Origin of the sequence: Polymorphobacter sp. PAMC 29334 (assembly GCF_019431245.1) — a bacterium.
In the GTDB taxonomy this organism is placed as follows: Bacteria; Pseudomonadota; Alphaproteobacteria; order Sphingomonadales; family Sphingomonadaceae; genus Polymorphobacter_B; species Polymorphobacter_B megasporae.
In genome coordinates this window covers 2,277,595-2,291,207 of record NZ_CP080243.1, presented here as the reverse complement: position 1 = coordinate 2,291,207, position 13,613 = coordinate 2,277,595, and the positions used below count along the sequence as shown (strand labels likewise).

General features: G+C 66.8%; 11 protein-coding genes. 1 reads left to right on the top strand and 10 read right to left on the bottom strand.

Going from position 1 to position 13,613, the window contains the following annotated elements; all coding sequences use genetic code 11:
* The first annotated feature begins 65 nt into the window (after positions 1-65).
* Positions 66-2,192, top strand: a complete 2,127-nt coding sequence (locus tag KZX46_RS14590; protein WP_219774598.1) for a hypothetical protein — start codon at positions 66-68, stop codon at positions 2,190-2,192.
* 33 nt (positions 2,193-2,225) lie between these two features.
* On the opposite strand, the gene KZX46_RS14585 is transcribed toward KZX46_RS14590, so the two are convergent.
* The 10 genes from KZX46_RS14585 to KZX46_RS14540 all read right to left on the bottom strand — a co-directional run bounded on the left by KZX46_RS14585 (position 2,226) and on the right by KZX46_RS14540 (position 13,363).
* Positions 2,226-3,539 (bottom strand): dicarboxylate/amino acid:cation symporter, encoded by a 1,314-nt coding sequence (locus KZX46_RS14585; RefSeq protein WP_226895972.1) that lies wholly within the window; start codon positions 3,537-3,539, stop codon positions 2,226-2,228.
* Between the two features lie 196 nt (positions 3,540-3,735).
* Entirely contained in the window at positions 3,736-3,996 is a 261-nt protein-coding gene (locus tag KZX46_RS14580) for a DUF1467 family protein (protein WP_216707534.1), read from the bottom strand.
* A gap of 201 nt (positions 3,997-4,197) precedes the next feature.
* Positions 4,198-5,871: a ribonuclease J gene (locus tag KZX46_RS14575; protein WP_226895971.1), complete on the bottom strand. Its 1,674-nt coding sequence runs from the start codon at positions 5,869-5,871 to the stop codon at positions 4,198-4,200.
* Positions 5,871-6,671 carry a type III pantothenate kinase gene (locus KZX46_RS14570; RefSeq protein ID WP_219774597.1) on the bottom strand — a complete coding sequence of 267 codons (801 nt, stop codon included), beginning with the start codon at positions 6,669-6,671 and terminating at the stop codon, positions 5,871-5,873. Before KZX46_RS14570 ends, KZX46_RS14575 begins: the two co-directional genes overlap by 1 nt.
* 19 nt (positions 6,672-6,690) lie before the next feature.
* Positions 6,691-7,326 carry a biotin--[acetyl-CoA-carboxylase] ligase gene (locus KZX46_RS14565; RefSeq protein ID WP_255615561.1) on the bottom strand — a complete coding sequence of 212 codons (636 nt, stop codon included), beginning with the start codon at positions 7,324-7,326 and terminating at the stop codon, positions 6,691-6,693.
* Between the two features lie 56 nt (positions 7,327-7,382).
* Positions 7,383-8,831, bottom strand: coding sequence for an NADH-quinone oxidoreductase subunit NuoN (gene nuoN, locus KZX46_RS14560; RefSeq protein WP_219777022.1), 1,449 nt, complete (start codon positions 8,829-8,831; stop codon positions 7,383-7,385).
* 5 nt (positions 8,832-8,836) lie between these two features.
* Positions 8,837-10,360, bottom strand: a complete 1,524-nt coding sequence (locus tag KZX46_RS14555) for an NADH-quinone oxidoreductase subunit M (protein ID WP_226895970.1) — start codon at positions 10,358-10,360, stop codon at positions 8,837-8,839.
* Complete coding sequence (nuoL, locus tag KZX46_RS14550; protein ID WP_219774596.1) at positions 10,357-12,432, bottom strand: NADH-quinone oxidoreductase subunit L; 2,076 nt, start codon at positions 12,430-12,432, stop codon at positions 10,357-10,359. The genes KZX46_RS14555 and nuoL overlap by 4 nt, the downstream gene beginning before the upstream one ends.
* A gap of 2 nt (positions 12,433-12,434) precedes the next feature.
* Positions 12,435-12,755, bottom strand: coding sequence for an NADH-quinone oxidoreductase subunit NuoK (gene nuoK, locus KZX46_RS14545; RefSeq protein ID WP_219774595.1), 321 nt, complete (start codon positions 12,753-12,755; stop codon positions 12,435-12,437).
* A complete protein-coding gene (locus KZX46_RS14540) occupies positions 12,752-13,363 on the bottom strand; it encodes an NADH-quinone oxidoreductase subunit J (protein ID WP_219774594.1) in 612 nt (203 codons plus the stop codon). The genes nuoK and KZX46_RS14540 overlap by 4 nt, the downstream gene beginning before the upstream one ends.
* Positions 13,364-13,613: the final 250 nt, after the last annotated feature.

Genomic DNA, 13,613 nt, shown 5'->3' with positions numbered 1-13,613 from the left:
TCGCCCGGCGACGGGTGATAGACCCTGTGATCCCAACAGCCGTGTGCGAAGGTGACCGTCCTGCCGTGACCAATTCGTCCGAGACTTCGCGCCGCCGCCCGGTCATCATTTTCCTCATCGGCCTTGCGTGGCTGATCGTCATTGCCGGGGCGATTATCGCCGGGTCGATGAGCGGCAGCTTCGCGCAGCGCGACCCGGTGCTGATCGCCGGGCTCGTCGCGCAGCTCGTGGTCCAGATCGCCGCGCCGCTCGCGGTCGTCGTGATCGGCATCGACCTGCTCCGGCGGTCCGCGCGCCGCGACCTCGACGAGCTCGAGGCACGCAGCGCTGCGGCGGGCGCAGCGACGGCGGCGATCCGGGAGGGGCTGTTCGACATCGACGCGACGCTCGCTGCGGTCCTGACCCGCGTCGAGGGCCTGCGCGCTGCCGCGACAGGCGATGGCGGCGGCCTCGTCCTCGCCGCAACCCGGCTCGAAGCCGGGGCAGCGGCGCTCCAGCTCGCGAGCAACACCGCCAGCGGCGCGTCGCAGCAGATCGGCACGCTCCTCCCCGAAGCCAGCCGCCAGGCAACGTCGCTCGCGACGATCCTCGAACGGACCGCGTCGGAGACGGGGCGCCAGCTCGAGACGGTCGAGACGATGCTCGCCGGGGTCTGGTCGCGCAACGATGCCGCTGCGGCACAGGTCACCGAGGCGAGCGCGACGATGGCTGGGCTGCTCGCCGGGATCGAGAACGCGTCGGTTGCGGCAGCGGGGGCGATCGCCGACCGGACGGCGACGCTCGGGCGCACCGTCGACACCGCGCTCGATCGTGCCACCGCCGCGCTCGACGCGACTCGCGACGGTATCCATGTCCAGACCGATGCCTTGCTCGCGAGCGTCGACCAGGCGCGCGTGGCGCTCGACGCGATCGGCGGCGAGGCGGCGCAGCGGGTGACCGCCCGCCTGACCGCGATCATCGATGTCAGCGACACGCTGGCGGCACGGCTCGCGGATCACGACGCAGGGTCGCAGGCGATGGTCGAGGGAATCGAGCGCAGCTTTGCCATCCTCGACAAGCGGCTCGGTCATGCTGCTGCGATGGGCACCGCAACGCTCGATGGTTTCCAGACGCGGATGGCGGCGATCCGCGACACGGCGGACAGCGTCAACCCGCCGCTGGTGCAGGCAAACGCTGCGCTCGACGATGCGCACGCCGGGATTGCACGGCTGACCGGCGGGGCGGACGGAGTCATCGCGACGCTCGCCGAGCATTTGCCGGTTCATGCCGAGGCCGTGGCGGCGCTGACCAGCGATCTCGACCAACTCAACACCGCGACGACCGCGCTTGTCCCGCCGGTCGATGCGGCGGCGGCGGCGATCGCTGCGGCTGGAGCCGAAGTCGCCCGCCAGCAGGCCGTCGTCGAGAAGGCCGCGCATGGCCTGACCGCCGAACTCGGGACCGCGCAGGCGACGCTCGCGGCGATCGAGGGCGTCGCGCAGGGGTCAGCGCTGACATCGGCGCAGGCGCTGATCGAGGTGCTGTCGCGCGTCCGCGAAGTCGCCAATGCCACCGCCGGCACGATGCGGACAACGCTCGACGCCATCGTTGCCGAGGCCGAGGCGGCGCTCGACAACGCCGGCACCGCGCGCGCCAAGGCTGCATTCGGCGACCCGATCCGTGCTGAGATTGCCGGGCTCGACGGTGCCGCGACGCAGGCTGGATTGGCCGCGCAGGCGACCGCCGACCGGATCGCGGCGCGGTTGATGGGGCTGACCGCGACCGTCGCCACGGTCGAGGCGCGGATCGACGAGGTCGACACCCGATATGACCTGCGGCTGCGCGATGACATCGCCAAGCGGTCGGCATCGCTGCTCGATTCGCTTCGGGCACAGGCGATCGACATCGCCCGGCCGATGGCGATCGAGGTCCGCGACGGCGACTGGGCGGCATACCTCAAGGGCGACCGCGGGCTGTTCGCGAGGCGGGCCGTCCGCCTGATCGACGGCGGCACCGCCCGCGCGATCGCCCGCCACTTCCAGCACGACCCGGTCTTCGCCGAGCAGGCGACGCGCTACATCGGCGAGTTCGAGACGCTGCTCGACCGGGTGCGGGCGGACCGCGAGGGACAGGCGCTGGCGGTGACGCTGGTGTCGTCGGATGTGGGCAAGCTGTACGTCGTGCTGGCGCAGGCGCTGGAGCGATTGAAGTAGGATCTTCCAAGCTTTCTCCGAAGACGCGGAGGATCAGAGGGCCTTCCGCCCCAACGCCGCGTCGAGCTTCGCGTGATCCAGTCCGCCCTCCCACTTCGATACGACGATCGTCGCCACCGCATTGCCGACGAAGTTGGTCAAGCTCCTGCATTCGCTCATGAATCGGTCGACCCCGAGGATCAGCGCCATCCCCGCGACCGGCACCGACGGCACCACCGCGAGGGTCGCCGCGAGCGTGATGAACCCTGCCCCCGTCACCCCCGCCGCGCCCTTCGAACTCAGCATCGCGACGCCGAGCAGCAGCGCCTGCTGGCCGATGGTCAAATGAACGTCGGTCGCCTGCGCGATGAACAACGCAGCGAGGGTCATGTAGATGTTGGTCCCGTCGAGGTTGAAGCTGTAGCCGGTCGGCACGACGAGCCCGACGACCTCCTGCCGGCACCCCGCCGCCTCCATCTTGGCGATCAGGTTCGGCAACGCCGCTTCGGACGACGACGTGCCGAGGACGAGGAGGAGCTCCTCCTTCAAATACGCGACGAGGCGGAAGATCGAGAAGCCGCAATACAGCCCGACCCCGCCGAGAATGACGAAAACGAACAGCAGCGAGGTGATGTAAAAGCTCACCACCAGCGTTGCGAGATGCGCGAGCGTCCCCAGCCCGAACTTGCCGATGGTGAACGCCATTGCGCCGAACGCGCCGAAGGGCGCGGCGCGCATCAGGATCGCGACGATGCGGAAGATGAGCGCGGTCGCCGACGTCAGCACGGTCAGGACCGGCTGACCCTTGTCGCCGATCAGGACGAGCGCAACCCCGGTCAGGATCGCGACGAAGAGCACTTGGAGGATGTCGCCTTCGGTCAGTGCGCTGACCATTGTCGTTGGAATGATGTTGGTCAGGAAGCCGACGACGGTCGTGTCGTGCGCCTTTGCGGTGTAGCTCGCGATGGCGCCTGAATCGAGGCTCGCGGGCGCAATGTGGAGCCCCGTCCCCGGCTGGACGATGTTGGCGACGACGAGCCCGAGTGCCAGCGCGAGCGTCGAGAAGAACAGGAAATAGGCGAACGACTTGCCGACCACCCGCCCGACCGAGCGCAACTCGCCCATCCCGGCGATGCCGGTCGCGACAGTCAGGAAGATCACCGGCGCGATGACCATCTTGACGAGCTTGATGAAGGCGTCGCCGAGCGGCTTCAGCGCCGCCCCGGTCGCGGGAAAGAAATAGCCGACGAGGACGCCGGCGACGATTGCGACGATGACCTGGAGGTAGAGCGCGCCGGTAAAGTGCCGCGGCCTCGCTGGGACCGCAACGGCGGGCGGCCCGGCTCGAGAAGCCGCCGAGATCGTCACGAGCCCGTCCGGTTCGGCCGAGTGTCAAGCAAACTGGACGAAGTTGATGAACCTGAAGCCACGTACCCCCCGCATATCCTCCCCGTCGTACCGGTCCGGTTGTTTTGCGCGGTGGCGCTCCGGATTTCGGTCAAGGGGCCGACTCAGTCATGCCAGCAATCTAGGCGGACCGGCGCAGTGTAGGACAGCGTTTTTGTCAGCCCCACCCCGGGATATCGGCGATCGTGATCCAGCCGTAGACATAGTTGCAGTAGTAGATGCCGAACAGCACGGCGGAGACCGCGGTCGTCCACAGCGCCTTGGTCCGGAGCATCGGACGCACTGGGGCGCTGTCGGCCTGACCGGGGATCAGCGCCTCGCCGGTTTCGGCGGAGGTGCGGACGCCGAACGGGAGGACGGCGAACAAGGTCAGCATCCAGAACAGGATGTAGATGACGACGGCGGAGTACCAGCGCATGACGAACCGCCCTTTACCCTGCCGTCATCCCGGCGAAGGCCGGGACCCAATTATCCGCACAACGCGAAGGCCGTCGTGTGTTCAAACATGGGCCCCGGCCTGCGCCGATGTGACGAAACTTTACCGCAGCCCCGGTGCCGAGGTGACGAACAGACCCTTCGGCCCCCGCCACTTCCCGACGTTCAGGACCTGCCGCCACCGTCACACCCGGACGATCTGCACGTCGGTAACGGGCTTTTTCCCTGTCCAGTCGCGCGCCACGCGCCGCACCGCGACGCGGATGCTCTCCAAGAACTTCTCGGGGTTGCGCGAATCGCCGTTGCGCACCGCCTGCGCGGCGGCTTCCGAACACTCCGCGATGAACTCGGTCGCGTCTTCCTCGACCGGCACGCCCTGCGCCATGATCGCCGGCTTCGCTGCCAGCTTGCCACTGCCGTTGAGCACGACCGTCGCCGACATGTAGCCGTTGTGCATGATACGGCGACGGCTGAGCATCGTCGAGCCGTCGGCGGGCAGGATGACGTCGCCGTCGAGCACCAGCCGCCCGACCTTTTCGTTGCCGATCAGCTTGGGGCCGTTCGGGGCGAGGCGGATGACGTTGCCGTTGGTCGGCACCATTGCGCGCGGCACGCCGATGTCGAGCGCCAGCTTGGCGTGCGCCTCGAGGTGGCGGCGTTCGCCGTGGACCGGGATCGCGATCTCGGGCCGGACCCAGCCGTACATCGCCTCGAGTTCGGGCTTGCCGGGGTGGCCCGAGACGTGGACGTGCGCCTGGCGTTCGGTGATGACCTCGACCCCGCGCGTCGCGAGCGCGTTCTGGACGATGCCGATCGACAGCTCGTTGCCGGGGATTTCCTTCGACGAGTAGATCACGCAGTCGCCGCGCTCGAGCTTAAGATGCTGGTGGCTGCCGCTGGCGATGCGGCTCAGGGCCGCTGCCGGCTCGCCCTGTGCGCCGGTGCAGATGATCAGCAGCTTCGACGGATCGAGCCGCGCCGCTTGGTCGAACGACAGGATCGGCGGGAAGTCCTTGAGATAGCCGGTGGCGCGGGCAACGCCGAGGATGCGGTCCATCGACCGCCCGACGACGCAGACCTGCCGCCCGACCTGGAGCGCGACCTGGCCAAGCGTGTGCAGCCGCGCCGCGTTCGACGCAAAGGTCGTAACGAGCACGCGCCCGGTCTTGCGGTTGCGGATGACCTCGAGCAGCCCGTCGCGGACCCCGGCTTCGGAGCCGCTGGCCTTGGCGTTGAAGACGTTGGTCGAATCGCCGATCATCGCCAGCACGCCGCTGTCGCCGAGCGCGCGAAGCTGGTCGGGGGTCGACGGCGAGCCCATCTGCGGTTGGTCGTCGAGCTTCCAGTCGCCGGTGTGGAAGATGCGGCCGTGCGGCGTCTCGATGATCAGCCCGTTGCCCTCGGGGATCGAGTGCGCCATCGCGGCGTAGCTGAACTTGAAGTCGCCCAGCGTCATCGACCCGCCCATCGGGATGACGTGGAGCTTGACCTCCTTGGTCAGCCCCTCCTCCTCGAGCTTGCCGCGGATCAGCCCGGCGGTGAACGGCGTCGCGTAGATCGGCACGCCGAGGTCGGCGGCGAGATACGGGATCGCGCCGATATGGTCCTCGTGCCCGTGCGTGATGACGATGCCGAGCAGGTCCTCGCGGCGCTCCTCGATGAAGCTGAGGTCGGGCAGGATCAGGTCGACGCCCGGATAGCTCGGGTCGGCGAAGGTCATGCCGAGATCGACCATCACCCACTTGCCGCGGCAGCCGTAGAGATTGACGTTCATACCAATCTCCCCCGACCCACCGAGAGGCAGGAAGAGCAGTTCGTCGCCGGGGGTGAGGAAGTTCTTGTTTTTATTGACGGCCATTATGTTCCAGTCGTGTTGAGGGCGTAGATGCGGAGCAATCCGCGAATGGTAAGGTCGCCATCGACCATATCGATGGCCTCAGTATGGCGATTGAAAAGGGTGGCGAGGCCCCCGGTGCCGATCACCGTTATGGGTCGCCCGATCTCCGATGTAATGCGCGCGACCAAACCTTCAATGAGGCCGACGTAACCGTAGAACACGCCCGACTGCATCGCGTGAACGGTGTTGGTGCCAATGACGCTGTGATTGCCGCCGGGAGGCTCGACCGCGATGCGCGGAAGCTTGGCGGCGGCGGCGTAGAGCGCGTCCATCGACAGGTTGATCCCGGGCGCGATCGCTCCGCCGCGATACGACCCCTGCCCCGTCATCGGGTCCTCGGTAATGACGTCGAAGGTCGTCGCCGTGCCGAAGTCGACGACGATCAGGTTACCGCGCGTCGCGGCGTGCGCGGCGACGGCGTTGACGATACGGTCGGCGCCGACTTCGCCGGGGTTCGGCACGGCGATGGTTATGCCGTATTCGATCCCCTCGGTCCCGACGACGATCGGCTCGACCTTGAAGTATTTGCGGCACAGATGCTGGAGGTTGAACAAAGTCGGGGGCACGACGGTGGCGATGATCGCCGCGCTGATATGTGTGCGCTCGACGCCTTCGAGCTGCATCAACTGGTTGAGCCAGACGGCATATTCATCGGCGGTGCGGTTGCGATCGGTCGAGATCCGCCAGCGCTGGCGGATGTCCTTACCTTCGACGAGCGCGAAGACGATGTTGGTGTTGCCGACGTCGATCGCTAGCAGCATGGCGGTGTCCCTGACGCGCTCATAGCGCGAAGACCTCGCCAGCGTGAATCCGGCGGACGCTGGCGTCGGCGAGGGTCAGGTCGAGCGCGCCGTCGGAGGCGATGCCGGTGAAGGTGCCGCTGATCGTCTCGCTGCCGAGCCGCGCTTCGATCGGCTTGCCGAGCCCCGCGGCGCGCGCCAGCCAAGCGGTGCGGACTGCGTCGAAGCCATAGGTCCGCCAGGTCGCCCGCGCGTCGGCGAAGGTCGCGGCGAGCCGGTCGGCGGCTTCGGCGGCGGTCGGCGCGGCGATACCCGCGGCGGGGAGCGAGGTTGCCGGGCGCTCGGTCGCGTCGGGGTGGCCGGCGAGGTTGACGCCGAAGCCGATGATCGTCGCCCCGCTTCCGCCCTCGAGCAGGATGCCCGCGACCTTGACGCCGTCGAGCAGGACGTCGTTCGGCCATTTCAGGCTCAGCCGGTCGGGGGCGATCCAGCGGTCGAGCATCGCAGCGAGCGCAACCGCGGCGACGAACGACAATTGCTGCGGCGGGCCCTCCCCCGTTTGACGGCGGACGACGACGCTGGTGAAAAGATTGCCTGGGATCGACAGCCACGCCCGCCCGCGCCGTCCGCGCCCGCCGGTCTGGGTATCGGCGCGGACCCAGCTTTCGTCGGGCAGGTCGGAGCGTTCGGCGAGCCAGTCGTTGGTCGAACCAACGGTGGGTAAATGGGTGATCAGAGCAACGCCGCCGCAGCACGGCTCGCCGCCGCGACGAGCGGGGTGATCGCGAGCATCCCGATCGGCGAGCAGAACACCGCCGCGACGACGATCAGCGCGCTGTTGGTGCGGCTGTCGGCAGGGGCGTACGCCGGGGCGGGATCGTCGAAATAGACCGACTTGATGACGCGGAGATAATAATAGGCCCCGACGACCGATGCGACGACGCCGACGATGGCGAGGACGTAGAGATGCGCGTCCATCGCTGCCTGGAACACCGCGAACTTGGGCCAGAAGCCGAGCAGCGGCGGGATGCCGGCGAGGCTGAACATGAAGATCGCGAAGCCGGTCGCGAGCCACGGGCGCGTCCGCGACAGGCCGCTGAGCGAGGCGAGCGTCTCGATCGGCTCGCCGTCGGGGCCGCGCATCTGGAGGACGCAGAGGAAGCTGCCGAGCGTCATCGCGAGATAGACCGCGAGGTAGAACAACACGCCGGTGACGCCCTCGCGGGTGCCGGCGGCGAGGCCGATCAGCGCGAAGCCGATATTGTTGATCGACGAATACGCGAGCAGCCGCTTGATGTTGACCTGCCCGATCGCCCCGACCGCGCCGAGCAGCATCGATGCAATCGAGACGAAGGTGACGATCTGGCGCCAGTCGAAGGTCATGCCCCCGAACGCGTCGATCGCGACGCGGAGGAGCAGGCCCATCGCCGCCGCCTTGGGGGCGCTGGCGAAGAACGCCGCGACCGGGGTCGGCGCGCCTTCGTAGACGTCGGGGGTCCACATGTGGAACGGCACCGCGGCGATCTTGAAGGCGATGCCGCTGAGGATGAAGACCAGCCCGAACAGCACGCCGATATCGGCCGCGCCGTGCCCCCGCACGACGGCGTGGAGCCCCGTGAAGCTCGTCGTGCCGGTGAAGCCGTACACGAGGCTGATGCCGTAGAGCAGGATACCGCTGGCGAGCGCGCCGAGCACAAAATACTTGAGCCCCGCTTCGCTGGATTTCGCCTCGTTGCGGTGGAACGCGGCGAGGACGTACGCCGCGAGGCTCTGCAACTCGAGGCCGACATAGAGCGACAGCATGTCGTTCGCGCTGACCATCATGCACATGCCGAGCGCCGACAACAGCAGCAGCACCGGATATTCGAAGCGCGCGGTCGCCGATTGCTTGAGGTACGGCAGCGCGAGCACCGCCGATACCGCTGCCGCGACGAGGATCAGCACCTTGAGGAAGGTCGAGAAGCCGTCGGCGATATACAATCCGCCGAAACCGGTCGCCCCGGCGGCGGGGACGACGCCGAGATAGACGCCCGCGAGCGCCATGATCGCGACGACGACCCATGTCAGCGGCACCAGGCTGCGGTCGCCGCGGAACACGCCGAGCATCAGCGTAACGAAAACACCCGCGGCCAGGATCGCCTCGACCGACGCGAGATGGACCGATTGGGCGAGCGTGGTCATGGCAGTCACTTGGCCGGACCCTTTGCCGTCGCGGGCATCACCTTCTGGACCGGTGGCGCGGCGTGATGGAGGCGCGCGAGCAGGTTCGCCACCGGCGCATGAAGCGGCGTCAGGAAGCTCGTCGGATAAATCCCCATCCACAGCACCGCGAGCGCGATCGGCACCAGCGTGATGATCTCGCGCGGGTTGAGGTCGGTCATCGCCAGCACTTCGGGATTATCCTGCGTCCCGAAGATCACCCGGCGGTACAGATACAGCATGTACGCCGCGCCGAGGATGATGCCCGTCGTCATACCGACCGCGAGCCACGTCGACGCCGCGAAGGTGCCGAGGAGGACGAGGAACTCGGCGACGAAGCCGCTCGTCGCCGGCAAGCCGACCGACGCCATCGTGAACAGCATGAAGAACAGGGCGTAACGCGGCATGTTGTTCGCCAGCCCGCCGTAGCGCGCGATCTCGCGGGTGTGGAGCCGGTCGTAGATCACCCCGACGCACAGGAACAACGCGCCCGAGACGAGGCCGTGGCTGAGCATCATCAGCAGCGAGCCCTCGATCCCCTGGGTGTTGAAGACGAACAAGCCGGCGGTGACGAACGCCATGTGCGCGATCGACGAATAAGCGATCAGCTTCTTCATGTCCGACTGCACCAGCGCGACGAGGCTGGTGTAGACGACCGCGACGATCGACAGGCCGAACACCAGCCACATCAGTTCGACCGACGCGTCGGGGAACATCGGCAGCGAGAAGCGGACGAAACCATAGCCGCCCATCTTGAGCAGGACGCCGGCCAGGATCACCGACCCCGCGGTCGGCGCCTCGACGTGCGCGTCGGGCAGCCAGGTGTGGACCGGCCACATCGGCATCTTGACCGCGAACGAGGCGAAGAAGGCGAGCCACAGCCACGTCTGGACTTCGGGATCGAAATTGAAGGTCAGCAGCGTCGGGATGTCGGTCGTGTGCGCGACGCTGACCATGTAGATCATCGCCAGCAGCATCAGCACCGAGCCGAGAAGCGTGTAGAGGAAGAACTTGTAGCTCGCGTATATCCGCCGCGCGCCGCCCCAGATGCCGATGATCAAGTACATCGGGATTAGCCCGCCTTCGAAGAAGACGTAGAATAGGAACAGGTCGAGGCTCGCGAAGACGCCGATCATCAGCGTCTCCATCAGCAGGAACGCCGCCATGTATTCGGGCACGCGCTTCTGGATCGAGTCCCACGACGCGAGGATGCAGAACGGCATCAGGAAGGTCGACAGGACGATCAGCATCAGCGCGATGCCGTCGATGCCGAGGTGCCACGACAGGAACGGTGCGAACAGGTCGATCTTCTCGACATACTGGAACGCCGCGGTCGAGGTGTCGAAGCTGACCCACAGGACGACACCGAGCGCGAGTTCGATCAGCGTGACGACGAGCGCGGTGATCCGGGCGTTCTTTGCGCGCGCGTCCTCGGCCCCGGGCGCAAGCAGCACCCAGAAGGCGGCGACGAGGGGCAAGAGGACGATGACCGAAAGGATGGGGAAGCTCACTGGAACACTCGCGGCACGAACCATGTCGCCGCCGCGGCGACCCCGATCAGCATGACCAGCGCGTACGAATAGAGGTAGCCCGACTGGAAGCGCTTCGCCACCGACGCCGATTCCGATACCGCGGCGGCGATGCCGTCGGGACCGAAGCGGTCGATGATGCCCTGGTCGCCGACCTTCCAGAACAGATTGCCGAAGAAGAACGCGCCGCGGACGAAGACGAGATTATACAGCTCGTCGAAATACCATTTGTGGACGAGGAAGGCGTACAGCCCGCCGAACGCCTTGACGAAGCGCGCCGGGGCGTCGCGATCGCGCAGGTAATATTGCGCGGCGAGGCCGAGCCCGAGGAAGAACATGACGCCCGGGGTCCAGACGACCCACGCCGGCAGATGCTCGCTCGCCTCGGCGAGGTGCGCGTTGAACACCGCTGAGCCCTGCCAGAACGCGGCACCGCCTTCGGGCGAGATGAAGGCATTGTGGAAGACGAAGCCGGCGAACAATGCGCCGATGCTCAGGACGGCAAGCGGGAGCAGCATCGTCCACGGCGATTCGTGCGGATGATAGCCGCCGGTGCCGGTGGCGACCTGTGCGTGCACCGGAGCATGATTGTGCTCCATGCCGACGCTATCGTTGGTCGATTCCGTATCGTGCGCGGCGTGCCCGGTCTCGGCATCGTGGCCGTGATGCTCGTCATGGGCGTGCGCGATATGCTCGCTGCCCGCCCAGCGCGGTTCACCGAAGAAGGTCAGGAACGCGAGCCGCCACGAATAGAAGCTCGTCAGCAGCGCGACGAACGCACCGATCGCAAAGGCGAAATATCCTGCCTGCGTGCCGCGCGCGAACGCCGCCTCGATGATCGCGTCCTTCGAATAATAGCCGCTGGTGAAGAAGAAGCCGGTCAGCGACAGCGTCCCGATCGTCATCGCCGCGAAGGTCAGCGGCAAATTCTTCCGCAGGCCGCCGTAGAAGCGCATGTCCTGCTCGTGGTGCATCGAATGGATCACCGCTCCCGCGCCAAGGAACAGCAGCGCCTTGAAGAAGGCGTGGGTGAACAGGTGGAACATCGCCGCGCCGTACGCGCCCGACCCAGCGGCGAAGAACATGTAGCCAAGCTGCGAGCACGTCGAATAGGCGATGACACGCTTGATGTCGGTCTGGACGCACGCGACGGTCGCGGCGAACAGCGCGGTCGCCGCGCCGACGTAGGTAACGACGGTCAGTGCGGTCGCGCTCGTCTCGAACATCGGCGACAGGCGGCAGACCATGAACACGCCGGCGGTGACCATCGTCGCGGCGTGGATGAGCGCCGATACCGGAGTCGGCCCCTCCATCGCGTCGGGAAGCCAGGTGTGGAGGCCGAGCTGCGCCGACTTGCCCATCGCGCCGACGAACAGCAGCAGGCACAGGCACGTCATCACGTCGACCGGCACGCCGAGAAACAGGAAGGTCGTCCCCTTCATACCCGCAGCGGCAGCGAGGATGACGTCGAGCTTGACCGTCTTGAAGACGAGGAAGGTGCCGAAGATGCCGAGCGAAAAGCCGAAGTCGCCGACGCGGTTGACGACGAACGCCTTGATTGCGGCGGCGTTGGCGCTCGGCTTGTAATACCAGAAGCCGATCAGCAGGTACGACGCGAGGCCGACCCCCTCCCAGCCCATGAACATCTGGACGAGGTTGTCGGCGGTCACGAGCATCAGCATCGCGAACGTGAACAGGCTGAGATAGGCGAAGAAGCGCGGCTGGTCGGGATCCTCGGCCATGTACCCCCACGAATAGAGGTGGACGAGCGCCGAGACGGTGGTGATGACGACGAGCATGACCGACGTCAGCGCGTCGATCTTGAAGGCCCAGGCGACGTGGAGATCGCCCGAATCGATCCAGTCGAGGACCGGCAACGTGTAGCCCGCGCCGTGGCCGAGCCCGGTCTGGACGAACACGACCCATGCGAGCGCGGCGGAGACGAACAGCGCGGCGGTCGTCACCGACTTCGCGATGGTGTCGCCGAGCATGCGGTTGCCGAGGCCGACGATCAACGCGGCGACGAGCGGCAGGAAGACGAGGAGCTGGATCATGCCTAGCCCTTCATCTGGTTGATATCGTCAACCGCGATCGTCCCGCGATTGCGGAAATAGACGACGAGGATCGCCAGCCCGATCGCCGCCTCGCCCGCCGCGACGGTCAGGACGAACATGGCGAACACCTGCCCGACCATGTCGTGCGCGAACGACGAGAAGGCGACGAGGTTGATGTTGACGCTGAGCAGGATCAGCTCGATCGACATCAGGATGATGATGACGTTCTTGCGGTTGATGAAGATGCCGAGCACGCCGAGGACGAACAGGATCGCGCCCACCGCAAGGTAATGCCCGAGACCAATGACGACGGGGGCGCTCATAGTGTCACGCCCTCGCCGCTGACGGGCTGAACCTTCGACGTCGCTTCGCCCGGGGTGCGCGCGTTCTGCATGTTGATATTCTGCTTGCGGATGCCGGGGCGCTGGCGGTGCGTCAGGACGATCGCGCCGATCATCGCGGTCAGCAGGACCATGCCCGCCGCCTGGAAGACATAGACGTAGCGCGTGTAGATCAGGGCGCCGAGCGCCTGTGTATTGGTCATGCCCGCGATCACCGGGGCGTGACTGACGGCGGGTGCGCTGACGCCGAAGCTGCCGCCCCCGAGGATCAGCAGCAGTTCGGCGAGGAGCACGACAGCGAGCCCGATGCCGAACGGCAGATATTTGGCGAAGCCGGCGCGGAACTGGGCGAAGTCGACGTCGAGCATCATCACGACGAACAGGAACAGCACCGCGACCGCGCCGACGTAGACGATGACGAGGATCATCGCGAGGAACTCCGCCCCGAGGAGGACGAACAGCCCGGCCGCGTTGAAGAAGGCGAGGATCAGCCACAGCACCGAGTGGACCGGGTTCCGCGACAGGATCGTCAGCGCGCCACCGAGGATGACGAAGCCCGCGAACAGGTAAAAGGCGAGCGCGGCGATCATGGGTAGAGGCGTTGTCCAGTTTTGGTTTCGTCGTCTTTTGGAAGGCAGCGACCCATCACCCCGACAATGTGGGTGATGGGTCCTCGCCTTCGCGGGATGACGCGTGATTGGTTATGCTGCGGTGCGTCTAACGCCCTGCGACAAGCGCGGCAAGCAAAGAGGACGGTACGGTCGTGATCACGGACAGCGGGTTCGCTGCGCGCATGGTTAGACTCAATCTCACGCCGTCGGCCGCGCGGCGCGGGCGCAC

Bases quoted from the DNA above. Each gene is read 5' to 3' on its own strand.
- KZX46_RS14570 (WP_219774597.1), bottom strand. From the start codon at position 6,671: ATGCTGCTAGCGATCGACGTCGGCAACACCAACATCGTCTTCGCGCTC.
- KZX46_RS14540 (WP_219774594.1), bottom strand. From the start codon at position 13,363: ATGATCGCCGCGCTCGCCTTTTACCTGTTCGCGGGCTTCGTCATCCTC.
- KZX46_RS14575 (WP_226895971.1), bottom strand. From the start codon at position 5,871: ATGGCCGTCAATAAAAACAAGAACTTCCTCACCCCCGGCGACGAACTG.
- nuoK (WP_219774595.1), bottom strand. From the start codon at position 12,755: ATGAGCGCCCCCGTCGTCATTGGTCTCGGGCATTACCTTGCGGTGGGC.
- KZX46_RS14580 (WP_216707534.1), bottom strand. From the start codon at position 3,996: ATGCGCTGGTACTCCGCCGTCGTCATCTACATCCTGTTCTGGATGCTG.
- nuoL (WP_219774596.1), bottom strand. From the start codon at position 12,432: ATGATCCAGCTCCTCGTCTTCCTGCCGCTCGTCGCCGCGTTGATCGTC.
- nuoN (WP_219777022.1), bottom strand. From the start codon at position 8,831: ATGACCACGCTCGCCCAATCGGTCCATCTCGCGTCGGTCGAGGCGATC.